The organism is Rhodopseudomonas palustris (assembly GCF_034479375.1).
GTDB lineage: Bacteria > Pseudomonadota > Alphaproteobacteria > Rhizobiales > Xanthobacteraceae > Rhodopseudomonas > Rhodopseudomonas palustris_M.
On sequence record NZ_CP140155.1, the window covers coordinates 5171186 to 5195770 of the forward strand.

Annotated in this window: 23 protein-coding genes; 12 read left to right on the top strand and 11 right to left on the bottom strand. The window is 64.8% G+C overall.

Features of this window, described 5'->3' with window-relative positions; all coding sequences use genetic code 11:
* Positions 1 to 309: 309 nt before the first annotated feature.
* From SR870_RS23520 to SR870_RS23535, 4 genes are all read left to right on the top strand, one after another.
* On the top strand, positions 310 to 621 hold the full coding sequence (locus tag SR870_RS23520; protein ID WP_322515904.1) for a PilZ domain-containing protein: 312 nt from the start codon (positions 310 to 312) through the stop codon (positions 619 to 621).
* A 120-nt stretch (positions 622 to 741) separates the two neighbouring features.
* Positions 742 to 1788, top strand: coding sequence for an HD-GYP domain-containing protein (locus tag SR870_RS23525; protein ID WP_322515905.1), 1047 nt, complete (start codon positions 742 to 744; stop codon positions 1786 to 1788).
* A 278-nt stretch (positions 1789 to 2066) separates the two neighbouring features.
* Positions 2067 to 3359, top strand: a complete 1293-nt coding sequence (locus tag SR870_RS23530) for an adenylosuccinate synthase (RefSeq protein ID WP_322515906.1) — start codon at positions 2067 to 2069, stop codon at positions 3357 to 3359.
* A gap of 37 nt (positions 3360 to 3396) precedes the next feature.
* Positions 3397 to 5046: a hypothetical protein gene (locus tag SR870_RS23535; protein ID WP_322515907.1), complete on the top strand. Its 1650-nt coding sequence runs from the start codon at positions 3397 to 3399 to the stop codon at positions 5044 to 5046.
* Positions 5047 to 5528: 482 nt separating this feature from the next.
* On the opposite strand, the gene SR870_RS23540 is transcribed toward SR870_RS23535, so the two are convergent.
* A complete protein-coding gene (locus tag SR870_RS23540) occupies positions 5529 to 5747 on the bottom strand; it encodes a hypothetical protein (protein ID WP_322515908.1) in 219 nt (72 codons plus the stop codon).
* A 60-nt stretch (positions 5748 to 5807) separates the two neighbouring features.
* On the opposite strand from SR870_RS23540, the gene SR870_RS23545 reads away from it, so the two are divergent.
* Positions 5808 to 6005 carry a hypothetical protein gene (locus SR870_RS23545; protein WP_322515909.1) on the top strand — a complete coding sequence of 66 codons (198 nt, stop codon included), beginning with the start codon at positions 5808 to 5810 and terminating at the stop codon, positions 6003 to 6005.
* Between the two features lie 277 nt (positions 6006 to 6282).
* On the opposite strand, the gene pufA is transcribed toward SR870_RS23545, so the two are convergent.
* Both pufA and pufB read right to left on the bottom strand, forming a co-directional pair.
* On the bottom strand, positions 6283 to 6489 hold the full coding sequence (gene pufA / locus SR870_RS23550) for a light-harvesting antenna LH1, alpha subunit (RefSeq protein ID WP_322515910.1): 207 nt from the start codon (positions 6487 to 6489) through the stop codon (positions 6283 to 6285).
* A 12-nt stretch (positions 6490 to 6501) separates the two neighbouring features.
* Positions 6502 to 6657: a light-harvesting antenna LH1, beta subunit gene (gene pufB, locus SR870_RS23555; RefSeq protein WP_011440233.1), complete on the bottom strand. Its 156-nt coding sequence runs from the start codon at positions 6655 to 6657 to the stop codon at positions 6502 to 6504.
* A gap of 453 nt (positions 6658 to 7110) precedes the next feature.
* Between pufB and SR870_RS23560 the strand changes: the two genes are divergently transcribed.
* Together SR870_RS23560 and SR870_RS23565 are read left to right on the top strand one after the other, a co-directional pair.
* Complete coding sequence (locus tag SR870_RS23560) at positions 7111 to 7743, top strand: class I SAM-dependent methyltransferase (RefSeq protein WP_322515911.1); 633 nt, start codon at positions 7111 to 7113, stop codon at positions 7741 to 7743.
* Between the two features lie 168 nt (positions 7744 to 7911).
* On the top strand, positions 7912 to 8544 hold the full coding sequence (locus SR870_RS23565; protein WP_322515912.1) for a hypothetical protein: 633 nt from the start codon (positions 7912 to 7914) through the stop codon (positions 8542 to 8544).
* 40 nt (positions 8545 to 8584) lie between these two features.
* Here SR870_RS23565 and SR870_RS23570 read toward each other — a convergent pair whose 3' ends face one another.
* Entirely contained in the window at positions 8585 to 8842 is a 258-nt protein-coding gene (locus SR870_RS23570; protein WP_322515913.1) for a hypothetical protein, read from the bottom strand.
* 267 nt (positions 8843 to 9109) lie between these two features.
* On the opposite strand from SR870_RS23570, the gene SR870_RS23575 reads away from it, so the two are divergent.
* Entirely contained in the window at positions 9110 to 10303 is a 1194-nt protein-coding gene (locus SR870_RS23575) for an IS481 family transposase (RefSeq protein WP_322514220.1), read from the top strand.
* A gap of 157 nt (positions 10304 to 10460) precedes the next feature.
* Here the strand turns inward: SR870_RS23575 and SR870_RS23580 are convergent, their stop codons facing one another.
* Both SR870_RS23580 and SR870_RS23585 read right to left on the bottom strand, forming a co-directional pair.
* Positions 10461 to 10694 (bottom strand): hypothetical protein, encoded by a 234-nt coding sequence (locus SR870_RS23580; protein ID WP_322515914.1) that lies wholly within the window; start codon positions 10692 to 10694, stop codon positions 10461 to 10463.
* Positions 10695 to 10894: 200 nt separating this feature from the next.
* Complete coding sequence (locus tag SR870_RS23585; RefSeq protein WP_322515915.1) at positions 10895 to 13507, bottom strand: ATP-binding protein; 2613 nt, start codon at positions 13505 to 13507, stop codon at positions 10895 to 10897.
* Between the two features lie 536 nt (positions 13508 to 14043).
* Between SR870_RS23585 and SR870_RS23590 the strand changes: the two genes are divergently transcribed.
* Entirely contained in the window at positions 14044 to 14361 is a 318-nt protein-coding gene (locus tag SR870_RS23590; RefSeq protein WP_322515916.1) for a hypothetical protein, read from the top strand.
* 325 nt (positions 14362 to 14686) lie between these two features.
* On the opposite strand, the gene SR870_RS23595 is transcribed toward SR870_RS23590, so the two are convergent.
* Complete coding sequence (locus SR870_RS23595) at positions 14687 to 15394, bottom strand: DUF1013 domain-containing protein (protein WP_322515917.1); 708 nt, start codon at positions 15392 to 15394, stop codon at positions 14687 to 14689.
* A 258-nt stretch (positions 15395 to 15652) separates the two neighbouring features.
* Between SR870_RS23595 and ispH the strand changes: the two genes are divergently transcribed.
* The 3 genes from ispH (at position 15653) to rnhA (ending at position 18161) form a co-directional block, all read left to right on the top strand.
* On the top strand, positions 15653 to 16618 hold the full coding sequence (gene ispH, locus SR870_RS23600; protein WP_322515918.1) for a 4-hydroxy-3-methylbut-2-enyl diphosphate reductase: 966 nt from the start codon (positions 15653 to 15655) through the stop codon (positions 16616 to 16618).
* 98 nt (positions 16619 to 16716) lie between these two features.
* Positions 16717 to 17697 carry a homoserine kinase gene (locus tag SR870_RS23605; protein WP_322515919.1) on the top strand — a complete coding sequence of 327 codons (981 nt, stop codon included), beginning with the start codon at positions 16717 to 16719 and terminating at the stop codon, positions 17695 to 17697.
* Entirely contained in the window at positions 17694 to 18161 is a 468-nt protein-coding gene (gene rnhA / locus SR870_RS23610) for a ribonuclease HI (RefSeq protein ID WP_322515920.1), read from the top strand. Before SR870_RS23605 ends, rnhA begins: the two co-directional genes overlap by 4 nt.
* Before the next feature lie 123 nt (positions 18162 to 18284).
* Here rnhA and SR870_RS23615 read toward each other — a convergent pair whose 3' ends face one another.
* From SR870_RS23615 to SR870_RS23630, 4 genes are all read right to left on the bottom strand, one after another.
* Positions 18285 to 18770 (bottom strand): peroxiredoxin, encoded by a 486-nt coding sequence (locus SR870_RS23615; protein ID WP_322515921.1) that lies wholly within the window; start codon positions 18768 to 18770, stop codon positions 18285 to 18287.
* A gap of 249 nt (positions 18771 to 19019) precedes the next feature.
* Positions 19020 to 20708, bottom strand: coding sequence for a long-chain fatty acid--CoA ligase (locus tag SR870_RS23620; RefSeq protein ID WP_322515922.1), 1689 nt, complete (start codon positions 20706 to 20708; stop codon positions 19020 to 19022).
* 223 nt (positions 20709 to 20931) lie between these two features.
* A complete protein-coding gene (locus tag SR870_RS23625) occupies positions 20932 to 22401 on the bottom strand; it encodes a D-alanyl-D-alanine carboxypeptidase family protein (RefSeq protein WP_322515923.1) in 1470 nt (489 codons plus the stop codon).
* A gap of 168 nt (positions 22402 to 22569) precedes the next feature.
* On the bottom strand, positions 22570 to 24375 hold the full coding sequence (locus SR870_RS23630; protein WP_322515924.1) for a glucan ABC transporter ATP-binding protein/ permease: 1806 nt from the start codon (positions 24373 to 24375) through the stop codon (positions 22570 to 22572).
* Between the last annotated feature and the right edge of the window lie 210 nt (positions 24376 to 24585).

Here is a 24585-nt window from a genome sequence, read left to right on the forward strand (position 1 = left end):
CGCGCGTCGGGCCCGTCCAGAGGGCGGAGGAGGGGGAGTTTGGCGGGTCGCACGGCGTCGTCCGGGGCCGGACCTCGGATTTTTACGAGTTCCCGCGCAGTCGGGTTCCATAGTAATTATACGAATACAGATTCGTTCCCGACTATTGTGGCTGTTGCCCTCGCCTGCTGACCCTCCTGAATTGTAGTCGTTCGCCGCCTCTCAGGCAGCGCGTGCGCGTTCCCGCTTTGGTTTGAATTCAACGAATTTCCCCGGCGGATCGCATCAAGACGCACCGCCGATGTCGCTGCAGAAATGCAGGAGCGGCCATTGGTTTACGGCGACCGAAAGCAGCCTCGCGTCCATTTCGAGAAGGCCATCGCCACGGTCCTGATCGGGATCGACGGCACCTGGCGCCGGGAATGCGCGATCGCCGACATCTCGGCCAGCGGCGCCAGGCTCATCCTGAAAAACTCACTGGCGGGACTGAATTTCAGGGAGTTCTTCCTCGTCGTCACTCCCTCCGGGTCGGTCTATCGGCGCTGCGAGCTGGTCAGAGTCGATGGTCTGACGATCGGCGTGCGCTTCATCGGCGCGGAGAGGACCGTCGGCCCACGGCGCCCGCCGCCGGGCACCGGCTGAACCGCGTCGTCGGATCGATCAGGTGAAATCACTCCCTCCGAAACGAATCATCCCCGGAATGCGACCCGGCCCCGGCGGCGGGGCGGGGGGCGGTCGGAGCCGGGGCAGGTCGGGTATGTGATGCTGGTTCACGTCATTGCCGAGACTCCCCGGAAGATATCGACGCTCCGCCTCACGCTGCCGCCGCAGATCGACGCCAGATTCACGCTGCTCGGCGAGCCTCCTGATCTCGCCCCGCTGCCGGACGCGCTCGTCGTTGCCGTGGACATCCGGGTGGTCGGCCATATCGCCGCGCTGAAGGACGTCATGCGCAGGCTCGGCGCCGTTCGCAAGCGCGTCTTCCTGATCGACGGCAGTTCGCATCTGCTGTCCGCGCAGGCCTACGCGCTGGGGGCGACGCGCGTCCTGCACAATCCGGTTTCGGGGCCGCAACTCGCCGCCCACCTCGTCGATCAGCTCGTCCTGACCGCGTCGTCGAACTCGGCCGTAGCCGATGCGACGCGCAGCGCAGCGGAGGGGGCGGCGGCGATCGCGTCGATGTTCGTCGCCGCGGCGAGCGGCGATCCCGTCGACATGGCGATCGCCGACGTCGCGAACCGGATCGCCGACAGCGTGATCGATCACGGGCTGGCGAACTGGCTGTCGATCGTGCGCCGCCACCACGAAGGCACCTTCCAGCATTGCCTGCTGGTGACCGGCGTCGCGGTGGATTTCGGCCAATGCCTCGGGGTCTCGAGTGCGGACATCCGCCGGTTGTCGGTCGCAGCGATGTTTCACGATCTCGGCAAAGCGAGCATTCCGCGCGCCGTGCTCGACAAACCTGGCAAGCTCGATCCGGCGGAGCGCATGCTGGTCGAGACTCATGCCCATGCCGGACATCAGATCCTGATGAAGACTCCCGGCGTGTCTCCCGAAGTCCTCGACGCCGTCCGTCACCATCACGAATTTCTCGACGGCAGCGGCTACCCCGACGGCCTGTCGGGCGCGGGCATCTCGGATCTGGTCCGGCTGCTGACGATCTCGGACATCTTCGCGGCGCTGATCGAGGAACGCCGTTACAAGCCGCCGATGGCGCGCGACCAGGCCTACGAGGTGTTGCTGAGCATGCGCGGCAAGCTCGAGGCGCCGCTGGTCGCTGCGTTCCGGCAGGTCGCGTTCGGCCAATAGAGCTGTCCACGTTGGGGATGATTTGGCGCGTGGCTTGTCCCGGTCCCGGGTGGTGGCTGATTTTGTGGGTATTTCAATGATTTGCAGCGGGCCACCAGCGGTGGAAACGGGCCGTATCGCTTGCGTCGCAGGCGCGCATCCGTTATCCGGATGGGCGCCTCGCATGCGAGCGGCCACGGCCGTGTTTTGGCTTGGCGCTCAGGACGATCCGGCCAGCCGCCGACAGGCGCTCGACGATCGTGCTTCATCCGGTTGAGTTGCAGGGGAACTGCTCGAAAATGGCCAATGTCGTCGTGGTCGGCGCCCAGTGGGGCGACGAGGGGAAAGGCAAGATCGTCGATTGGCTGTCGGAGCAGGCCGACATCGTCGCCCGCTTCCAGGGCGGGCACAATGCCGGCCATACGCTGGTGATCAACGGCGAGACCTACAAGCTGGCGCTGCTGCCGTCGGGCGTGCTGCGGCCTTCGAAGCTGGCGGTGATCGGCAACGGCGTGGTGTTCGATCCGCAGGCGTTTCTCGACGAGGTCGAGCGGCTGACCAAGCAGGGCGTCGCGATCTCGCCGGAGAATCTGCGCGTCGCCGAGAACGTCACGCTGATCCTGCCGCTGCATCGCGAGCTCGATGCGCTGCGCGAGAACGCCAGCAAGGCGACCTCGATCGGCACCACCCAGCGCGGCATCGGCCCGGCCTATGAAGACAAGGTCGGCCGCCGCGCGATCCGGCTGATGGACCTCGCCGACATCGACACGCTGCCGCACAAGATCGAGCGGTTGCTGACCCATCACAACGCGCTGCGCCGCGGCCTCGGCCTCGCCGAATTCGAGGCCGGCGCGATCCTGAAAGAGCTGACGGCGCTGGCGCCGAAGCTGCTGCCTTACGCCGAGACGGTGTGGCGGCTCCTGGACATCAAGCGCCGCGAGGGCAAGCGCATCCTGTTCGAGGGCGCGCAGGGCGCGCTGCTCGACGTCGACCACGGCACCTATCCCTACGTCACCTCGTCGAACACGGTGGCGGCGCAGGCCGCGACCGGGACCGGCATGGGGCCGGGCTCGGTCGGCTATGTGCTCGGCATCTGCAAGGCCTACACCACGCGCGTCGGCCAGGGGCCGTTTCCGACCGAGCTGGACAACGAGATCGGCCGCAAGATCGGCGAGCGCGGCCGCGAATTCGGCACCAACACCGGGCGGCCTCGCCGCTGCGGCTGGTTCGACGCGGTGCTGGTGCGGCAGACGGTGCGGACCTGCGGCATCCACGGGCTGGCGCTGACCAAGCTCGACATTCTCGACGGCTTCGATTCGATCGAGGTCTGCGTCGGCTATATGCTGGACGGCAAGGAGATCGATCATCTGCCCGCCGGCGAAGGCGCGCAGTCGCGCGTCGTGCCGATCTACGAGACCATCGAGGGCTGGAAGGAACCGACCGCGAATGCGCGCTCCTGGGCCGAGCTGCCGGCGCAGGCGATCAAATATGTTCGTCGTGTCGAGGAGCTGGTCGGCTGCCCGATCGCTTTGTTGTCCACCAGTCCCGAACGCGAGGACACAATTCTGGTGCAGAATCCCTTCGAGGCTTAATAAGATGTTACCGAAAGGCATCGAAGCTTGAGTCAAGATGGCTGATTACTATCCGCTGATCGCGCGCGCCATATCCGGCCTGGACCCCAGTGCTCCGGGCGAGCAGCGCCGTGCGATTTACGAGCGGGCCCGCTCCGCCTTGATCACGCAGTTGCGCGGCGTGCAGCCGCCGCTGACCGAATCCGAAATCACCCGCGAGCGTCTGGCGCTCGAGGAGGCCGTGCGCAAGGTCGAGTCCGAGGCCGCGCAGCGCGCCCGCGACGCCGCCCGCGCCGAGCTGAAGACCCGCCGGCCCGCCGGCGAGGCCGCGCGTCCCGGCGATTCGCTGCGGGCGTCGAGCCGTCCGGCGCCGCGTCCCGGCGATCCGCCGCCGCAGGTCAGCCGTGCGCCGCTGCCGCCGACCGCGGCGCAGGCCGAGCAGGAGCCGCCGCCGATCCGTCCGCGGTCGCAACCGCCGGCGCCGCCCGCGCCGCCGCGCGACGACCGTCAGCAACGCAGCCTTCGCGTCGAGCCGCCGCCGATCCCGCCGGAGCCGCCGCTGCCCGGCCGCGAGCGCCCGGCGCCGCGCCGTCCCGACCAGCCGCCGGCCGCCGGCCAAGGCGCGGCTCAAGGCGCGGCTCAAGGCGCGGCCCCAGGCTCGGACAATGCGGGGCTACGCGGCTTCCGCGACGTCACCGCAGATCTCGACGGGCTCGGCAATGCCGCCGCCCAGGCCAACCGTTCGGCGCGCAAGACCTACGCCAATGTGGCGCCGTCGACCGAATTCGACCGGCTCGAGCCGTCGATGGAGAACCGCGCCGATCCGGACGCGCCGTATTCCTATGACGAGTCGCTCGACGAGGCGTCGCGCTATCAGCCGGCGGCGCGATCTCGCGTCGAGCCGGACCGCAAGGGGCCGCCGCGCAAGCCGACCCGTCCGCCGTCGAAATTCCCGCTGCGTAGCGCGCTGGTGATCGGCCTGGTGCTGGTGCTGGTCGGCGCCGGCATCCTGTGGGGGCCGGCGCTGTATGGGTCGCTGCGCGCGATGATGAGCTCTGCGCCGTCGACCGAGACGGCGACGCCGGCCGCGCCGCCGGCGTCGACCGAGCGGCCGAAGATCACCGATCGCGTCGGCCAGCCGTCGAGCGCCGAGCAGGTCGCTCCGGTGGCGCAGCGCGTCGTGCTGTACGACGAGGATCCGAGCGAGCCGAAGGGCAAGCAATATGTCGGCTCGGTGGTGTGGCGCACCGAGCAGATCAAGGGCGCCAGCTCCAAGGGCGGCGCCGATCTCGCGGTGCGCGCCGACATCGAGGTCCCCGAGCGCAAGTTCAAGATGACGATGTCGTTCCGCCGCAACACCGACACCTCGCTGCCGGCGAGCCACACCGCGGAATTGACCTTCATCCTGCCGCAGGATTTCAGCGGCGGCGGCGTCAGCAACGTGCCCGGCATCCTGATGAAATCCAACGAGCAGGCGCGCGGCACGCCGCTGGCCGGGCTCGCCGTCAAGGTCACCGACGGCTTCTTCCTGGTCGGCCTGAGCAATGTCGAGGTCGACCGCGCCCGCAATCTGCAGCTCTTGAAGGAGCGCTCCTGGTTCGACGTGCCGATCGTCTACACCAACCAGCGCCGCGCCATCATCGCCATCGAAAAGGGCCCGCCCGGCGAACGCGCCTTCTCCGAGGCATTCGCCGCCTGGGGCGAGTAGGCCTCCGTCATTCCGGGGCGCGAGAGCCGTTCTGCCTCCTGTGGAATCAGCACTGGCGTTCAAGGACGCTCACCACAGGCACAACCTCATGGTGCATGGTGAGGAGGCGCGCAGCGCCCTCTCGAACCATGCGCCGCGGGCCGTGCGCGTTCGCCATCCTTCGAGACGCCCGGCTTCGCCGGGCTCCTCAGGATGAGGAGTCAGTGCATCCGGCAAGGGCCAGATCGCTTCAATCAATCGATGAAACGCGCTAGCGCAAGCTCGCGAACCCGGAATCCCGAGCTGCTCTGCACGACGACGTTTCCACAACTTCGAGATTCCGGGTTCGCGCTGCGCGCGCCCCGGAATGACGAGCAATGGTCGAGGGCCGTCGCTGTCGCGTGCTGACGATGCCGTCAGATGTTGCTGATGTGCCCCCCCGAATCAGAACGCGCCGCGAAAATCGCGGCGCGTGCGGGAAACGTGGTGGTGGCGCGGCGGCTTTACGGCGCGCCGTCGGCCCCGGCGCGCACGGCGTCGTGCACCAGCGCGCTCGCATCGGTGACGCCGCGCGCGGCGTTCTGCACGATGATCTGCGCCATCATCGCCTTGGTGGCCGGGGTGCGATGCTCCGTCGCGATCTGCGCGACCGCGATATCGAGCACCTCGCGCAGCGTTGCGACGTAAGCGGGGTCGAATTTCGGCTGGTCGGTGGCGGTCATCGTGGGTCTCCTTCTGTCCAGTCTGCATCGTGCCGATGCAATGCGGCTCAAGTGGGTCGCGTGGATGAAGTTGCGGTGACGCGCGCTGATATTTCGGTGATGGCGATCGTGACGGTTTCTTCATGTATCGGAGAAGTGCCTGCGGCACAGGCGATTCGCGGCGTCGCGCCGGCGCGTCGTGGATTGCGCCGCTGGAGAAATTCCAAATCGCATGCGGGTGTCGCGATGCGCGGTGACGGCGTGTCGCGATCGCGATGAGTCCGATGACAACGCTGTGTCCGCGTTGCACCGCGTCGGCGGTCGCGCGGGATGTTTGCTCGCGACGAGGGACACGGTCGGCGCGTCGACGATGCGGACCGATCACCGTCGGCAGCGCAATGGGCGCCGCGATCGGCGCCGCGCCGCGTCGGCGTGGCGTGCGGGGCACGCGGCCGCCACAGGCGCGCGGTGCGCCGGGTCGCCGAACGCACAACGCCCGCCGAGGTCCCCCCAGGGTCCTCGACGGGCGTCGGCTATCGCTGAGAAGTAAGTGGGCTTACTTCTTGGCCGGAGCGGCGGCCGGGGCCGCGGCCGGAGCAGCCGGCGCGGCGGCGACGGTGCCACCCTGCCAGTACTTCGGGAACCAGGCGGTGTTGCTGAGCACGGCGAAGTGCACCAGGATCGCGATCACGGTGACGCTGCCGAGCAGGAGCGGCAGGCCGACGGTCGGATTAACGACGGTCCAAATACGACCTTGATTCATGTTCGATACTCCTTAGTGCAGCCAGGGCGAGTAAACATACGCCAGGAAATGCGCCACGATCGCGATCGCGCCGAAGATGCGCGTGCCGTCGATCACATGCTTGTGGATCTCTTCCGACTCCGCGATCGTCAGACCGGTCGGCCAGACCTTGTTGGGATCGTCTGCCATAGGTAACCTCCTCAGAGACTTCATAAACTTCGTGCTGAACCCGCACGCGAGTGCCGCTCACAGCGACCGGGTTCGAGTTCAGCGGCCGACCCGACGCCGGCTGCCCGTGGGGCCTGCCGCGTCGTCGGCCGAGCACTTGTCCCGGCTGAGACCTCCGCCTCCGGACCTCCGCCAGCGCTGCTGGTCGGGTGCCGATCACGGCGTTCTCTCGCTTGGTCACATTATCGTGACACATCGCCTTGTCAACTTGACATGACACTACAGGCTGTCCGGTTGATGCCGGACAGTGTGCTACCGATCGGTGCGGGGATGAGGAATGGGGCCGCTGAACGGATCTTCTCCGACGCCGGCATTTGCGTGAAATCAAGCGACATCGCCCGTCCTAGCCCGTAGCGTATCGCCCGGACGGTTCGACGCACTCATCACCAAACGCCCGCAGCGGGTTGGCCGGCGATGCCCTTCTCCTGGCTGCAGACGCTTCTGACCGGACGTGACGCGCAGCGTCACGGCAGCGTCGATTGGGACGCCAAATACGGCACCGACACCGGATCGAGCGTCGAGCTCGACGCGCTCACCATCCGCCAGGACAGCCGCCGCTACGGCGAGCGCTACCAAGCCAGCGACCCGCGCGTGCTGGCCGATTCGCTGAAATATATCGGGCTCGATCCGCGCGCGCATCGCTTCGTCGATCTGGGCTGCGGCAAGGGCCGGATGCTGATCGTCGCCGCCGAGCTCGGCTTCAAATCCTGCGTCGGCGTCGAATTCGCCGACGAACTCGCCCGCGCCGCCAAGCGCAACGTCGCCGCCTCCGGCTTCGACAGCATCAGCATCGTCCATGGCGACGCAGGCGCCTACGCGTTCACCGACGAGCCGTTCGTGCTGTATCTGTTCAATCCGTTCTCGACCCCGATCATGCAGCGGGTGCGCGACAATCTGTTGAAGCTGAAGCGCGCCGACTACACCGTCATCTACAAGAACGCGCGCGAGCGGCACCTGTTCGACGAGATGGCGACGCTGCGCTACCGCGGCTCGCCGCCGCCGCACAGAGGGCTGTGGGGCACCCATGTCTGGCTGCCGCGGCGCTGAGCGCCGCGCGCCCGGCCGCCCGACCGGGCCCCAACGGCCGCTCTTAACCATTGGTTAATCATGCGGCCGCTACGTTCACATTGTTTCCATCTGTGTCCTATCATGTCTTGATGTTGCCAGCGCGCCAGTCGGCGGCAGTTCGTCAGACCTCGCAGATTGCGCAGTCCCATGGCCGTCATTTCCAAGACCACCAGCCAGATCTCTCCCGCGGCGGAGCGGATGTTCCACCAGAGTCGTCTGCTCGGCGAGTGGAAGGGCAAGTGGGCGGGGCAGAACCAGGAAGTCGGCTTCAAGGTCATCAACATCCGCGGCGCCCAGGCGCAGGTCGAATACACCCATCACGGCCGCACCGAGCGCGGCCTCGCCAAGGTCGACGGCGCCACCATCACCTATGGCAATGTGATGATCGGCACCAAGGACGGCAAATCCGCGGTGCTGATGTTCTCCGCCGGCGGCGGCAAGGCGAGCGCGTTCCTCGAGAAGCAGGCGCCGCCGGCCGACGAGAGCCGGCTGATCGGTAGCTGGGGCGGCCATTCCAGCGACACCGACGGCACCGCGAGTTTCCGTGTGCTCTCCGTCAACGGCAAGGAAGCCGAAGTCACCACCACCATCAACGGCATCACCACGAAGGGCACCGGCATCGTCTACAAGAACGTCATCATGTTCGGAAAGACGCAGATCTCGACCGAGGACGGCAAGAACGGGAAGCTGATCTTCCAGGTCGGCCTGAAGTCGTTCGCGGTGCCGATGACCAAATACCCGCCGGTCGCCACCTCGTCCGCGGTGGACAAGATCGCCTGAGCGCCGCGCGCGACCGCAGGATCAGCCGCCGCGCCTGCGTTCAGCGCGTGACCAGCGGCAGCAGCCGATAGGCGAGCGCGACGGTGAGGGCGATCGCCGCCCAGATCAGCGCATGCTGCAGCCACGCGCCCCTGCCGGCGCCGCCGAGCAGCCCGCGCCCGAGATACACCGCCAGCGCGGAGAGCGCGGCGACGCTCACCACCATTCCGGAGTCGAACAAGCCGCCGTCATAGGCGGCGTCGTTGACGATCGCCGCGACGGCGCCGACCACCACGATCACGATGAGAAGCCACAACATCGCCCGAGTGTCCGCCGCGATCCGCGCGCCTGTCAATCCGCAGCATGGCCGCGGGCGACCCGTCGCCGCAGCGCGCGATGCTTGTAACGCTGCCTTTCAGCTTGTCGCAGCCCAACCCCCTCTCCCGCTTGCGGGAGAGGGTCGGGGTGAGGGCGACGCGGGGGTACGGACCGGATAGATTCCTGACAGTTCAGACCGGGGTGATTGTCGACAGTTCACACTGCATCGGAGGGAGGACCGCCGATGCCTTTTGTGGAGACCTGTCGGATGGAACAGCGGGTGCGGATGCTGTCGGAGCATGCGAGCGGCCATTGGAGCGTGTCGGATCTGTGCCGGCGCTACGGGGTCAGTCGAGACACGTTCTACGAGTGGCGGCGGCGTCGGGACAGCGGGGCCGAGGACTGGTTCGTGGACCGCTCGCATGCTCCGCATCATTGCCCGCAGCGGACCGATGCCGCACTGGTTGCGACGATCGTCGATCTGCGGCGCCGGTTTCCGCACATGGGTCCGCGCAAGCTTCTGGCGATCCTGCGGCGCAAGCATCCGGAGAACGCGTGGCCTTCGGCCTCGACGATCGGCGGATTGTTGAAGCAGGCCGGGCTGATCGCGCCGGTCAGGCGGCGGCGGCCGGCGCTGGCTCAGCAACGACCGTTTGCAGCGGTGAGCGCGCCGAACGACGAATGGGCGGCCGACTTCAAGGGCTGGTTTCGGACCCGCGACGGCACCCGGATCGATCCCTTGACGCTGACCGACGGTTTCAGCCGCTATCTGTTCGACATCGCCATCACGCCGCAAACCATCGACGCCACGATGCCGTTGTTTCTCGATGCCTTCCGCCGCCATGGCCTGCCGCGGGCGATCCGCTGCGACAACGGCTCGCCGTTCGGTTCGACCGGCGCCTGCGGGCTGACCCGGCTGTCGGCCTGGTGGCTCAAGCTCGGGATCGAGCCGCATTTCGTGCATCCAGCCTCGCCGCAGGAGAACGGCCGTCACGAGCGGATGCATCGGACCCTGAAGGCACAGACCTCGCGCCCGCCGGCGGCCACGGCGACCCAGCAGCAGTCCCGCTTCGATGCCTTCCGCGATCACTACAATCGGGAGCGCCCGCACGAGGCGCTCGGCCAGCGACCGCCGGCCGAACTCTACACCGTCTCGACGCGGCAGATGCCGGACCGGATCGCGGACCCCTGGTACGACGCCGACCACGAGGTGCGGCGGGTCCGCAGCTCCGGCGAGATCATGTGGCACGGCGAGCGCATCTTCATCAGCGAGGCGCTGATCGGAGAACCGATCGGCATCGCCGAACTCGACAACGGCGACCAGATCGTGCGGTTCTGCCACTACGACATCGGCCTGATCGATCGCCTCCGCGTGTTCCGTCGCTTCGCTCCGCCCCGAGAGGGGCTGCGCTACGCGCCGCAACACGCGGACAAAGACCTGTCGACAATCATCCCGGTCTAAAGTGTCGGGAATCATGCCGGTTGAACAGGGCAGTGAGTTCGTGTGGCCTACATCGTAGGGCGGGTTAGCCGAAGGCGTAACCCGCCGATGCGTGACGTCGATGAAACGGCGGATGACGCTGCGCTCATCCGCCCTACGGGCTACGCTGCGAATCTGCCTACGGGCTCGTTGTCCTGTTGCGGATCGCTCGGACGTCCCCGACAAGCTGACCGAACGCAAACAGCGCGACGCCCGGGATCGACAGCAGGACGGCAATCAAGAATAGCCCCATCGTGGCGCCGCCCTCGGGTATCTGCAATTCGCGGGACAGTGGCGCCTGCAGCCCGATGAAGAAGGCCAGCCAAACCAAGACGAGGTAGGCGCCTGAAACGATCTTGAGAAATACCGACATGGACTTGCCTCGCAGGAAATATTGGCGATCCTGCCCAGCCACATCGCAGGCATCAAGTCGACTTGTGGTCTAGGATGATGCGAGTTTTTTGCGCCGCGCAGTAGCCCGCATGAGCGAAGCGACATGCGGGAAGCGCAGAATGAAGATCCCGGGTATCGCTGCGCTCACCCGGGCTACGCTTGCTGGTCTTCGTGCGCGCCCTAAGAGTGGGGAGACAAGGACAAAATCAATGCGTCTGCTGCTCCGATAGATTGCACAACACCAGTTTCCACTTTCATCTGTAGATGCCTCCCATTCGCCTCGCAGAAACGTTTGAGACAGAGAGCGAAACTGAATGGGTGTATAGCAGGCGGCGGATCGCCACGTGCAGCGACTCGAGGATCAGGAGGCAAAAGGCCTTCAAGAGAAAGGAATCTATTGTTCTTAATCGGGAAGAATGTCGCTAGTCCGTTGTGTGAAATTCTGGGAGCGTGCAGGTCAATATGGTTCATCAGGCCGGATTTGAACAGCACGATAGGGTGATTATTCAGATAGTAAAAAATCTCACGTAGAGTCATGATTTGTATTCCGTGGGAGGAGATGAAAATCGCACGGAGTGTAGCAGATGGATCTACATTTATGCCGGATAGGCTAACGCTCGCAAAGCACCACTCAAGCTCATTTATACTTTCGGCTTTTAGGATGTTGATCTGTTCATTTGCCCAGACATCTATTTCTTCTTGACTTGCGACTGTATTAAGGGCGTGGCGCTTTGCAGAGTCTGGATAGTAGTCAACGTACCCGACAATATCCGACGAGTGCCTGGCCGAGATCGAAGTTGCCAAGCCTCCGACCGTACTTACGTAGAGAGAATCTTCAGTCCCGAGATTGAGCGTCGCAAGGCCTACGATAGTTCCCCTTGAGCCGATTGGCCGCAAGCGATTGGAGTATCTCAAGAAGTTTGGGGCGACCTTCGATCGATACTTAGCGAAGTAGATTGTTTCCAGCCATCTTTGTTTGTCGCCACTAGCCGCGATGTCGGATATTGGCTCGTGAACGATGGTCGATTGTGAATTGTCAGTTTGAATGGTTATGCTGACGTCAAGTCCGGCTGTGATGACTGCTATGTAATCGCTAATTGTAACGAAAAGATCGGTTTCATTTGTGGAGTTAGATTTAATAAGTATACGTCCATCCTCAGAAATGAGCGAGTTGATCAGATCTGCTGTCACAATTGTTGAGGCAGATGAACTAAAGTCTGATTTTTCGCCTTTGGATGCTATCGGCCTCAGAGTTAATCCGTCCGGAAACTTCAATTCAAGGACCTCTTTCAGCCCTTGCTTCCACTTTCGGGAAGCGATTCTAACAGCCTTGGCGACCATGAAGGTTGAATAGAAGCCAATTCCGAACTTCCCCACGGGCGCAAATCCAGATGCTCGTAGCCCTGGAAATTCCTCCTGAACCAATTGCGTTGTCCAGAATGACGTTCCGAAGTCGAGAAGTGGCCCAGTCATTGTACGCTCTGACATCCCAACTCCATTGTCCTCAACTTGGAGTTGCCAACCGGTCTTTTGCTTAAGCACACGAATGAGGATGCGCCCGGCATCGAACCCCTCCTCAAGTCTCCTTCTTGCTAAGATAGCGTCTCGCGCATTCTGAATTAGTTCTCGGAGGACAACGAGCATCTTTTCTGATGTTCCGTAGAGGCTTTCTCCCCCAATGCTCCGAACAAGTTTCTCAACGTTCCCAACGTGCAGGATCGCGTTCCATGGGATCCAGTCGTTAGTCCTGATGTACCTGCTCGCGAGCTTGGGTGAGTCGGCTCCGCTTACGCGCTTGATCTTGAATGGTGGGCTTGAAGCCGAATTCTTCCTAGATTCAAGTAACTGATTCGAGGAACGAATCTCTTTGTCGACCAGGGTGATTGCATCGTAGGCGACCCACCAAGCCTTGAAATCGACTTCACTGAACTCTCGAATAGATGTGATCGCAATAGAGTCACCTGCTGGGTCACTCTGGTCGATGTCCGCCCGAGCTAGCCAGTTTTGTGCTTTCCAATGATCGCGTGATACTCCATGGTGCTTGATGAGTGCATAGAGAAAGTCGGGAGCGCGCCGATTATCTATGTGTGCGGCGTCTGCGCAGCGTAAAATGCAGGCGAGTTTTACTGGGTCAACTCGCCAATCTGCGGGCCAATTACCTGGAGCGTAAACTTGCTGCTGCAGTCTTTCCGTCAGATCATCGATGTCCCAGTGATGGCTTGCTGCGATTTTGCCTATCAGGGCTCCGTACTGTTTTCGCAGGTCGACGTCGTCGAGTAGAAAGCGCGATTGCAGAGTGTCAGGATCCTTCCATTCTCGTTCTAGTAGTATCTTGGCCTGTTCAGCGTGCAGCAATCGGATTGCAGCGAAGTCAGCGGAATCTTGAATTTCTGCTATCGGTCTGTTGGGGTTTGTTTGAATTTCGGCCGCGAAAGAATCTTTCCATTGAGTGGAGGCCCTTACTTCATCCCTGCCCCCAGTGTATGCCTCATAGCATAGCGCTGCATCATGCAGTGCTATAGCTCCACCGAGGACAAATATCTCCATTGGATTGCATGGGTAAGCGGGCCCTGTAATGAGAGTCGCAGTCTCCCAAAGGGCATCGAGATGAGTAACGTCGTGCACAGTTAGGTTTGGAAAGCTCTTGTAAATTTGACTGGTGAGGGCCGCAGCATTGTCCCTCAAAGATCGGAGTGCAACGCGGAGCTGCTCCACTTTTTGAGGGTGAGAAAACATTGCATCATCACCGAACAGGCATTTCCAAAGGTGCGTTCGCTCGAACGATCGTTCCATGTCAATTGTTTCCAAATCGAATTTAGAGAATTGGTTTTGTCGATAGACTAGGATTGACAATTAAGTAAATAGATATATATTCCTATCCATCCCGCCCCATCGAGGGGCGCGTTGCCGGGACGCTGGTCGTCGCGGGGCGGGGTGTGGCGCCTGCGGGCGTGGGGCAGACGTTGCCCTGCGCCTCCGGGGAGCCGAGGGTACCGTCCGCCGCTACTACGAGCGGCTGCCGCTTTCGTGGCTGGACGGGCGCAGCAGAACGCGAGGTAACTCGCGAGCTCCCTGCGTTCCCGGAAGCACGGCCCTCGGTCAAAAATCGCCACGGTGGAGCGTCGAAAGGCGTTCCGCGACTCTGACGCCGGTGCGCCGGTGCCAGCGGTCGCGGCACTGACTAAACGGTTGCGCCTTTCGGCGCTCCGCCTCCCTCGGCCTGAGCGCCGCCGGGAGGTCCCCTGAACCCACCACTCACGCAAATGATTTTGCGGGCAACGCCGCCGCCTGCGCGCGTGCGCGTCCCGCTCAGCCGCAGGAGACGATTCATGATTTCTCCGGACGATCCCCTGTCATGGGGCGAAGACTTCCTTGCCGCCGACGAGGCCGAGGACGACGCCGAGGCGCAGTCCGACGCGGACTACGCGGTCGCGGTGGTGGCGGTGCAGCGGGCGCTCGCCGATCGCGCCGGCGCGTATGCGCGCTGCAAGCTGGGGCGCTGCCGCCGCGAACGCGGCTGCCGCACCTTCGGCGATTGCGCGGTGCGGCCCTGGCGCGACCCGGCCGATGATCGATACCAGCCGGTGATCGACGCCCTCTACGAGGAGATCAGGCGCGCGCGGCGCGTTGCGGCGTTGGATGGCTGAGCAGGGTTGGGCGTGCGGGCCTGGAACAGCGATGAGGATGCACGGCCGCGGCCGAGCACTCAGTCGTCATCCTCCGCGCATGCGGAGGATCCAGTATTCCAGAGGCTTCGCGTTCAACAACGCGCGCTCTGGGATACTGGGTCGCCCGCCTTCGCGGGCGATGACGGTCGAAGGCGTCGCGGGCGTCGGCGGTTGTGGTGTCGCGGGTGATGACGGCGGGTGGCGTTGCGATCGCGCGTCGTGCCATGCCCCTCACCCGGAATTCACGCTGTGCGCGAATTCCGACCTCTCCCCGCAGTGCGGGGAGAGGTTAGGAGAGCGTCCCTTATTCCTCGTCTTCGTCCTCGGCCTTCTTGCCGCCGATGGTCTTGAGCTTGGCGAACACGGCGTCGAGGTTGAGGTCGTCTTCGCTGCGGCCGGAGCCGGCGGGTTCGAATTCGGCGTCCTTGCGGGTGGTCTCGGAGGCCGGCAGCAGCGTGGCGCCGCCGTATTCCTGGTCGGTCGGCTTCTCCTTGGCGGCGCGCTGCACCTCGAAATCGAGCTCGATCTGCGAGCACAGGCCGAGCGTCACCGGGTCCATCGGCGTCAGCGTCGAGGCGTTCCAATGGGTGCGGTCGCGCACGCTGGCGATCGTGGTCTTGGTGGTGCCGACCAGCCGCATGATCTGGGCGTCCTTGAGTTCCGGATGATTGCGCACCAGCCACAGGATCGCGCTCGGGCGCTCGTGGCGGCGCGACACCGGGGTGTAGCGCGGGCCCTTCTTCTTGCTGGCCTGCGGCAGCACGACCTTGCTCTCGGCGAGCTTGAGGCGGTGGTCCGGGTCCTTCTCGCCCTTCTCGATCTCGTCGCGGGTGAGCTGGCCGGTCGAGATCGGGTCCATCCCCTTGATGCCCTGGGCGGCGTCGCCGTCGGCGATCGCCTGGATCTCCAGCGGGTGCATCTTGGTGAAATCGGCGACCTGGTCGAACGACAACGCCGTGTTGTCGAGCAGCCAGACGGCGGTGGCCTTCGGCATCAGCGGTGCGTTGCTCATGGCAAATCTCCTTTGTCCCTTGCCCCTCTGGTTTCGGAGGCAAGGCGGGTCATCGGCGATGACGGGGAATTGCCGCATATATATGCCGTTCGGGGCTTGCCGCGCAATGGTCCTGCTAAAGTGCAGCAGCTTGACGCCTTGACAGAGCCTCAAAGCCGTCCCAATTCCTTGATCAAGACGAACCCCACGCAACGCCCCAGGGCGTTGGCCATTGCCGCCGTTCGCGGCGTGCGGGCAAGCCTCCCGGATCGCTCAAAAATGCTGGCCAAACCGCCCCTGAAGATCGTCCTCTGCTCGCCGCGCGGCTTCTGCGCCGGCGTGGTGCGGGCGATCGACACCGTCGAGCGTGCGCTGGCGCTGTACGGTGCCCCGGTCTATGTCCGGCACGAGATCGTCCACAATAAATACGTCGTCGACAGCCTGCGCGCCAAGGGCGCGATTTTCGTCGAGGAACTCGGTGAGATTCCCGACACGCGGGCCCCGGTGGTGTTCTCCGCCCATGGCGTGCCGAAATCGGTACCCGAGGACGCGCTGTCGCGGAACTTCTTCTCGGTCGACGCCACCTGTCCGCTGGTCACCAAGGTGCACCGCGAGGCGGCGATCCATTTCAAGCGCGGCCGCGAGATCCTGTTGATCGGCCATTCGCACCATCCCGAGGTGGTCGGCACGCTGGGCCAGCTCCCGGCCGGCGCGGTGACGCTGATCGAGACCGCGGCCGACGCCGCGAGCTTCACCCCGAAGAATCCGGACAATCTGGCGTTCGTCACCCAGACCACGCTGTCGATCGACGACACCGCCGGCATCGTGGCGATCCTGCGCCAGCGCTTCCCGAACATCTCCGGGCCGCACAAGGAAGACATCTGCTACGCCACCACCAACCGCCAGGCGGCGGTGAAGAAGGTGGCGCCGGTGGTCGACGCGATGATTGTGGTCGGCGCGCCGAATTCGTCGAATTCGCAGCGGCTGCGCGAAGTCGCCGAGCGCGAGGGCTGCCGGGTGTCGGTGCTGGCGCAGCGCGCCGCCGACATCGACTGGTCGCAGTTCGAGGGCATCACCAGCCTCGGCCTCACCGCCGGGGCCTCCGCCCCGGAGGTGATCGTCGAGGAGATCATGGGCGCCTTCGCCGAGCGCTTCGAGCTCAGCGTCGAGACCGTCTCGGCCGCGGAAGAGAACGAGTTCTTCCCGCTGCCGCGCGTGCTGCGCCCGGACGCCGCCGCCGAATAGCGGTGGGGAAGGGGCCGGCCCCGGGGGGCCGCCCTTTCATTGCCGGGCGCGCTGGTCTAGGAAGCCGCCATCACTCCTCACCACCCGGGACGCCCCCCATGGCGGTCTACACCGACGTCGCCGCCGACGACCTCGCGGATTTCCTCAGAGCCTACGAGATCGGCGATCTGTTGTCCTACAAGGGCATCGCCGAAGGCGTCGAGAATACCAACTTCCTGCTGCACACCACGCGCGGCAGCTTCATTCTCACGCTGTACGAGAAGCGCGTCGCGTCCGGGGATCTGCCGTATTTCCTGGCGCTGATGGCGCATCTCGCCGCGCGCGGCGTCAGTTGCCCGCAGCCCGAGAAGACCCGCGACGGCGAGATCTGCGGCGCGTTGTCCGGCCGCCCGGCGGTGATCATCAATTTCCTCGAAGGCGTCTGGCCGCGCCGTCCCAGCGCGGTGCATTGCGCCGGCGTCGGAGAGGCGCTGGCGAAAATGCACCTCGCCGGCCTCGATTTTCCGTACACCCGCGCCAATCCGCTGTCGGTCGGCGGCTGGCGTCCGCTGTTCGAGATCGCCGCGCCGCGCGCCGACGAGATCCAGCCCGGCCTGCGCGATTTCATCGCCGCCGAGCTCGATCACCTCGAGGGCCGCTGGCCGCGGCATCTGCCGACCGGCGTGATCCACGCCGATCTGTTTCCGGACAACGTCTTCTTCATCGGCGACCAATTGTCGGGGCTGATCGACTTCCCGTTTTCCTGCAACGACATCCTCGCCTACGACGTGGCGATCTGCCTGAACGCCTGGTGCTTCGAGCCGGACCACGCCTTCAACGTCACCAAGGCGCGGGCGCTGCTCGCCGCCTATCAGCGCGCGCGTCCGCTGAGCGAGGCCGAGCAGGCGGCGCTGCCGCTGCTGGCGCGCGGCGCGGCGCTGCGCTTCCTGCTGACCCGGCTGGTCGATTTCCTCGACGTGCCGGAAGGCGCGCTGGTGCGTCCGAAGGATCCGCTGGAATATTTCCGCAAGCTGCGCTTCCAGCAAAATGTCGCCAGCATTCGCGACTATGGTGTCGAAGCTGCGGGAGCGGTGGCGTGAGCGGGCCGGAGACGAGGCCGGTGATCATCCACACCGACGGCGCCTGTTCGGGCAACCCCGGCCCCGGGGGGTGGGGGGCGATCCTGAAATTCGGCGACACCGAAAAAGAACTCAAAGGCGGCGAAGCCCACACCACCAACAACCGGATGGAGCTGCTGGCGGCGATCTCGGCGCTGGAAGCGCTGACGCGGCCGTGCACGGTCGATCTCTACACCGACAGTCAGTACGTGAAGAACGGCATCGGCAGCTGGATTCACAACTGGAAGCGCAACGGCTGGAAGACCGCCGACAAGAAGCCGGTGAAGAACGTCGACCTGTGGCAGCGCCTCGACGCCGCGCTGAAGAGCCATCAGGTGCGCTGGCACTGGGTCAAAGGCCACGCAGGCCACGACGAAAACGAACGCGCCGATCAACTCGCGCGCGACGGGCTGACAGAGAACAGGCTCAAGACACGAGTGAAGTAAGGTGCCGTCATCCTGAGGTGCGAGCCCGAAGGGTGAGCCTCGAAGGATGCGGAAACGGGTGCAAGCGGCCCATCCTTCGAGGCGCGCGCAACAGCGCGCGCACCTCAGGATGACTAGTCGGAGTTACAGCTGCCCCAGCAGCGTATCGCCGCCCGAGACTTCGACCTTGCCGGGATTTGGCTCGAGGTTGAGGGTCTTCACCACGCCGTCGTCGATCAGCATCGAATAGCGCAGCGAGCGCAGGCCCAATCCGAAGCCGGAGCCGTCCATTTCCATACCGATCGCCTTGGTGAATTCCGCGTTGCCGTCGGCGAGGAAGATCGCCTCGTCGCGCTGGTCGGTGTCGCGCTTCCAGGCGCTCATCACGAAGGCGTCGTTGACCGAGACGATCGCGATGGTGTCGACGCCCTTGTCCTTGATCGCATAGGCGTTGAGGAAGATGCTCGGCAGATGCATCTTGTGGCAGGTGCCGGTGTAAGCGCCGGGAACGGCGAACAGCGCGATCTTCTTGCCCTTGAAGACGTCGTCGGTGGTTTTGCTCTGAACGCCGTCCGCGGTCATGACGCGGAACGTGGCCTCGGGCAAACGGTCGCCAACCTTGATGGTCATCTGCAGTCTCTCCCTGAAAAGGTGTTCGGTTCTAGCTTGCGGGCGGCGCACTGACAATCTGGCGCGGCGGCGAAGGCCGACGCAGATCACCTCACGCCTGCGTTATTGAAGAGACGTGCCCGCGTCATTCCGGGGCGCTCGCGCAGCGAGCGAACCCGGAATCTGAAATGGGCACCAATCACTTCGAGATTCCGGGTTCGCGCTGCGCGCGCCCCGGAATGACTGTGAACGGAGAAGAGCAGCTCGGCTTTACGCCGCCGCCTGGTTCTTCTTCTCGTCGCGCAGTTCGCGGCGGAGGATCTTGCCGACATTGGTCTTCGGCAGCGTGGTGCGGAATTCGATCTGCCGCGGCACCTTGTAGTTGGTGAGCTGGGTGTGACAGAACTTGATGACGTCCTCGGCGGTGAGGTCGGGGTCCTTCTTGACGATGAACGCCTTGACCGCCTCGCTGGTGCGTTTGTCGGGCACGCCGATCACGGCGCATTCCAATACGCCGGGATGGCTGGCGATCACTTCCTCGACTTCGTTCGGGTAGACGTTGAAGCCGGACACCAGGATCATGTCCTTCTTGCGGTCGACGATCTTGGTGAAACCGTCCTCGGTCATCACCCCGACGTCGCCGGTGCGGAAATATCCGTCGGCGGTCATCACCAGCGCGGTTTCGTCCGGCCGGTTCCAGTAGCCGCTCATCACCTGCGGTCCCATGGCGCAGATTTCGCCGGGGGTGCCGAACGGCACTTCCTTGCCCTCGTCGTCGCGGATCGACAGATAGGTCGACGGCACCGGCACGCCGATCGTGCCGTTGAACTCGGTGACGGTCGCGGGGTTGCAGGTCAGCACCGGCGCGGTCTCCGACAGGCCGTAGCCTTCGGCGATCGGGCAGCCGGTCGTCTTCAGCCAGGATTCGGCGACGGGCCGCTGCACCGCCATGCCGCCTCCGTTGGAGATCTTCAGCTTGGAGAAGTCGACCTTGTCGAAGCCGGGCGAATGCAGCAGGCCGTTGTACAGCGTGTTGACCGCCGGGAAGCTGTTGACCTGATACTTCATCAGTTCCTTGATGAAGCCCGGCATGTCGCGCGGATTGGGAATCAGCAGATTGACGCCGCCGGCGCGCACGCCGAGCAGGTAGCAGGCGGTCAGCGCGAAGATGTGGTACAGCGGCAGCGCGCAGACGATGAACAACTGATCGACATGCGGCGGCTTCGCCAGCGCCGGCTGCAGCCAGGCGTCGTTCTGCAGCACGTTGGCGACGACGTTGCGATGGAGCAGCGTCGCGCCCTTGGAAACGCCGGTGGTGCCGCCGGTGTATTGCAGGAAGGCGACATCGTCGGGGCCGAGCGCCGGTTTGCTGAGCTTCAGGCTACGGCCCGCCGCGACCGCCTCGTTGTACGGGATCGCGCCGGGCAGCGAAAAGGCCGGCACCATCTTCTTGATCTTGCGCACCACCAGATTGACGATCACGCCCTTGAAACCGAGCATGTCGCCCATGGTGGCGACGATGACGTGCTTGACGGAGGTCCGGGCGAGTACCTGTTCGACGGTGCTGGCGAAGTTCTCCAGCACGATGATTGCTTCGGCGCCGGAGTCCTTGAGCTGATGCTCGAGCTCGCGCGGCGTGTACAGCGGGTTGACGTTGACGACGGCGAAGCCGGCGCGCAGCACCGCCGCGATCGCGACCGGATATTGCAGCACGTTCGGCATCATCAGGGCGACGCGGGCGCCCTTTTGCAGACCCTTGCCCTGCAGATAGGCGCCGAGCGCGGCCGACATCTCGTCGAGCTCGCGATAGGTGATCGCCTTGTCCATGCAGATGAACGCCTTGCGATCGCCGAAATCCCTGAAGCTCTCCTCGAGCAGCTGGACCAGCGACGTGTATTGCGTCATGTCGATGTCCGCCGGCACGCCCGGCGGGTAGTGCTTGAGCCAGATCCGCTCCATGGTCTTTTCCTCACATCGCCGGGAGCGCGTCGCTCCGCGTTATTGATTGTCGCACATCGCCCTGGTTCGGCGAATTGGCCGAAAGGTGCGGCAATTCAATCGTGTTGATTGCCGGTCGAGTATTGGGCGAAGCCGCGGCCGAACGCAAGCTGACGGGCCGCCGCACGCAGCCGTTGCACGGTCGGGGTTAATACGGGTAGTCGACGCGACGGACCGGGCTCCGTCAGGTGCCGGGCTTGGCCTCGCCGCTCGCGCTTTTCGGCCCGGGGCTGGCGGCGGCCGCCTTGGGCTTCGCAGTTGCGGCCGGCCTGTCAGTTGCGGCCGGCGTTCCGGGCTTACCGGCAGGCTTGGTTGTGGCCTGCTTGGCTGAGGCGGGTTTGGCGGCAGCAGGCTTGGCGGTAACAGGATTGGCGGCAGCAGGCTTGGCGTTAGCAGGCTTGGGCTTGCTGGTATCGATCGTTACCGTCGTCCGGCCATTCTGCTTCTCCCCGGCGGCGGCTTCCTTGGGGGCGTCTTTCCGCTTCGCGCTCTTCTTACTGGCGGTCGTCTTCTTGCCGGCGGCTGCCTGGCGCTCGGCGTCTCTGGCAGCGGCGGCGATCAGGTCTGCGCCGGTCCGGGTCGGCCCGGTGTAAACCTGGACCGGTTCGGTCGGGGCGGGCGCGGCGGCGATCATGTCGACCGGGCGCAGCGCGGGCGGCGAAAACATCGACAGCACCGTGTCGCCATTGGCGATGACGCTGGCGACCTGTTCGTCCTCGTCACTGGCCGGCCGCTTGCGCTTGGGGCCGCACATCTCGTCGCGAAGGTTCGGCGGGGTGGCGTCGATCGGGGCGAGGTTGTCGACGGTGCCGAGCGACGGCGTCAGCCATGCCAGCGTGTTGGCCGAGAAGCCGCGCTCGAGCAGTTGCGCCGCCTTGACGGCGCGGTCCTGTCCGGAATTGGCGCCGAGCACCACCGCAATCAGGCGCCGCCCGTTGCGGGTGGCGCTGGCCACCAGATTGTAGCCCGAGGCGCAGATGAAGCCGGTCTTGAAGCCGTCGGCGCCGGGATAGCGGCCGATCAGCTTGTTGAAATTGTGGGTCACCCGCTTGCCGAATCGGATCGCCGGGATATGTACGAAGTACTCGTATTCCGGCAGGTCGCGCAACATCGCGCGCGCCAGGATCGCCAGGTCGCGCGCCGAGGTGACCTGGCCCTCGGCCGGAAGTCCGTTCGGATTGACGTAGTGGGTCTGCGTCATGCCGAGCCGTTGGGCGGTCGCGTTCATCATCTCCGAGAAGCCGTCGACCGAACCGCCGACGCCCTCGGCCAGCACCACGGCGATGTCGTTGGCCGACTTCACCATCATCATCTTTAGGGCATTGTCGACGGTGATCTGTGTACCGGGGGCGAAGCCCATCTTGGACGGCGACTGCGCTGCGGCGACCGGCGACACGGTCAGCAGCGAGTCGAGCGTCAGCCGGCCTTCCTTCACTGCCTTCAGCGTGACGTAGGCCGTCATGATCTTGGTGACCGAAGCGGGATACCACGGATAGGTGGCGTTCTCCGCCTGCAGCACCTTGCCGGTATCGGCCTCGACCAGCAGCAGTGCTTCCGCCGAGGCGATCCGCGGCAGAGCCGTCAGCATCAGCAGGGCGGTGAGGGTGATCCAGAACAGCGAAGGGCTGCGAGGCTGCGCGGTGAAAAATTGCACGATCCGATTCCGGTCCTTTGAGATCCGTCCGGTGCGGACGAGGTCTTTACGGGTTGACGTTCGGGTTCAGGCGTTGGCCCAGCAGACCCGACCCTATACCGGCTTGGGCTCGTCGAATAGAGCGCGCATGGGTATTCGGTGAGGAAAGGGGCCGAAATTCGACCGTGCTCAGAGCCTGACGGTGTCATCCGCGCCAGCCGCAACTGTGGCCCGCGCGTCCTCCTGGACCATGAACTGCGCCCGCGCGAGTTCCGCGAAGTGTCCGCGCTGCGCCACCAATTCGTCGAATGTTCCGCTTTCGATCACGCGTCCGCTCTCGAACACGAGGATGCGGGTGGCGTGGCGGATGGTCGAGAGCCGGTGCGCGATCACGAAGGTGGTGCGACCTCGCATCACCTCATCGAGAGCGAGATTGACCTTGGCTTCGGTCACGGCGTCGAGCGCCGAGGTCGCCTCGTCGAGGATCAGGATCGGCGGATCCTTCAGCAGCGCGCGGGCGATCGACAACCGCTGCCGTTCGCCGCCGGACAACATGCGGCCGCGCTCGCCTGCGGCGGTATTGAAGCCGAGACCGCTGCGCTCGATGAAATCCAGCGCCTGCGCGCGCTCGGCGGCCAGCCGCAATTCGGCGTCGGTGGCGTCCGGCTTGCCGACCCGCAGATTGTCCGCGATCGAGCGGTCGAACAGCAGTGCTTCCTGAAACACCACGCCGATGTTGCGTCTGAGCCCCGACAGCGTCAGGCCGCGGATATCCATGCCGTCGATCTTGACCGTGCCCGACTGCGGATCGAACGCGCGATGCAGCAGCGCGATCGCGGTCGACTTGCCGGCGCCGGTGGCGCCGACCAGCGCGATGGTCTGCCCCGGCAGCGCGGTGAACGACAAATCCTCGATCGCCGGCCGCTTGCCGTCATAGGAGAACGACACATCCTGGAATTCGACCAGCCCGGACAACCGGCCAGGATCGATCGCATTGGGCCGGTCGCGGACCGCCGGCACCGCGTCGAGCACGTCGACGAACTCCTGCAGCCGCGGCGCTTCCATCATCAGGCTGTTGACGAAACTCACCACCTGTTCCAGCCGCTGAATCAGCAGAGTCGCGAACGAGACGAACATCACGATCTCGCCGACGCTGGTGAGGCCCTGCTGATTGAGGACGATGCCGAGCGCGAAGATCGCCAGCACCGTGATCGTGGTCGAGGCGCGGGTGATTACCGTCACCAGCGCCCACCACGACAGCACAGGCATCTGCGCCGCCAGCAGCTTGTCGGCGACAAAACGCAGGCCCTGCACTTCGGCGTCGATCCGCACATAGCTCTGCACCAGCGCGACGTTGCCGAGCGCATCGGAGGCGCGGGCCGACAGATCGCTGTATTGCGCCTCAACCTCGCTCTGCATGCCGTAGGTCTTGCGCACCACCAGCGTGGTCAGCACCGTGAACACCCCGCACAGCCCGAACAGCAGCAGCGCCAGCCGCCAGTTGATGTACAGCGACAGTGGCAACAGCACGAGCAGCGAGAGCAGCGCGGCAAAGTGTTCGCGGAAGAAGCCGAGCCACACCCGCCACAGCGCATCGGTGCCCTGCAGCATCACCTTGATCAGCCGCCCGGAATGCGTGCCGGTGTGGAATGTCGTCGGCAGTTGCAGGATGTGCTCGAAATAGCTGGTCAGCACCGCCTGGCGCTGGCGATGCGCCAGCCGGTCGGCGTGCAGCGAGACCGCCGCCGAGCAGAAGATCGTGAACAGGCCGAAGCCGACCCAGGCGGCGAGCAGCGGCCACGGCGAGCGCGCCTCCGGCACCAGCGCGCCGGTGGCGAGGTTGCCGGACATCACGTCGATGATCCGTCCGAACAGAACGGGCTCGGCGAATTGGGCGGTGGCGAGCGCCAGATTGGCGAAGGCCAGCGTCCAGCCGAGCCGGCGCTCTTTGCCGAGCAGCTCGAGCACGCGCGTGTAGAGACGAAACAGCGACATCGGTCGCCCCCGAGCGATGGAACCCGCTATCGATAGATGATTTCGCGGAGCAGCGGAATGCGGGCGCCGCCGACTCCGGTGGATGGCGCAGCGATCGCAGCGGTGACGATGTCACTGACGGCCATCAGTACACGTGATGAAAAAGCGGGGCGGCATCGTGCCGCAGCGCAAGGCAGCCATTCGAGCCAGGCGCTGTCATGATGCGGCTGC

Bases quoted from the DNA above. Each gene is read 5' to 3' on its own strand.
- SR870_RS23525 (WP_322515905.1), top strand. From the start codon at position 742: ATGCTGGTTCACGTCATTGCCGAGACTCCCCGGAAGATATCGACGCTC.
- SR870_RS23580 (WP_322515914.1), bottom strand. From the start codon at position 10,694: ATGTCGGTATTTCTCAAGATCGTTTCAGGCGCCTACCTCGTCTTGGTT.
- SR870_RS23535 (WP_322515907.1), top strand. From the start codon at position 3,397: ATGGCTGATTACTATCCGCTGATCGCGCGCGCCATATCCGGCCTGGAC.
- SR870_RS23590 (WP_322515916.1), top strand. From the start codon at position 14,044: ATGATTTCTCCGGACGATCCCCTGTCATGGGGCGAAGACTTCCTTGCC.
- SR870_RS23565 (WP_322515912.1), top strand. From the start codon at position 7,912: ATGGCCGTCATTTCCAAGACCACCAGCCAGATCTCTCCCGCGGCGGAG.
- SR870_RS23560 (WP_322515911.1), top strand. From the start codon at position 7,111: ATGCCCTTCTCCTGGCTGCAGACGCTTCTGACCGGACGTGACGCGCAG.
- SR870_RS23540 (WP_322515908.1), bottom strand. From the start codon at position 5,747: ATGACCGCCACCGACCAGCCGAAATTCGACCCCGCTTACGTCGCAACG.
- SR870_RS23595 (WP_322515917.1), bottom strand. From the start codon at position 15,394: ATGAGCAACGCACCGCTGATGCCGAAGGCCACCGCCGTCTGGCTGCTC.
- pufA (WP_322515910.1), bottom strand. From the start codon at position 6,489: ATGAATCAAGGTCGTATTTGGACCGTCGTTAATCCGACCGTCGGCCTG.
- SR870_RS23530 (WP_322515906.1), top strand. From the start codon at position 2,067: ATGGCCAATGTCGTCGTGGTCGGCGCCCAGTGGGGCGACGAGGGGAAA.
- SR870_RS23630 (WP_322515924.1), bottom strand. From the start codon at position 24,375: ATGTCGCTGTTTCGTCTCTACACGCGCGTGCTCGAGCTGCTCGGCAAA.
- SR870_RS23605 (WP_322515919.1), top strand. From the start codon at position 16,717: ATGGCGGTCTACACCGACGTCGCCGCCGACGACCTCGCGGATTTCCTC.
- ispH (WP_322515918.1), top strand. From the start codon at position 15,653: ATGCTGGCCAAACCGCCCCTGAAGATCGTCCTCTGCTCGCCGCGCGGC.
- pufB (WP_011440233.1), bottom strand. From the start codon at position 6,657: ATGGCAGACGATCCCAACAAGGTCTGGCCGACCGGTCTGACGATCGCG.
- SR870_RS23585 (WP_322515915.1), bottom strand. From the start codon at position 13,507: ATGGAACGATCGTTCGAGCGAACGCACCTTTGGAAATGCCTGTTCGGT.
- SR870_RS23570 (WP_322515913.1), bottom strand. From the start codon at position 8,842: ATGTTGTGGCTTCTCATCGTGATCGTGGTGGTCGGCGCCGTCGCGGCG.
- SR870_RS23620 (WP_322515922.1), bottom strand. From the start codon at position 20,708: ATGGAGCGGATCTGGCTCAAGCACTACCCGCCGGGCGTGCCGGCGGAC.
- SR870_RS23615 (WP_322515921.1), bottom strand. From the start codon at position 18,770: ATGACCATCAAGGTTGGCGACCGTTTGCCCGAGGCCACGTTCCGCGTC.
- SR870_RS23575 (WP_322514220.1), top strand. From the start codon at position 9,110: ATGGAACAGCGGGTGCGGATGCTGTCGGAGCATGCGAGCGGCCATTGG.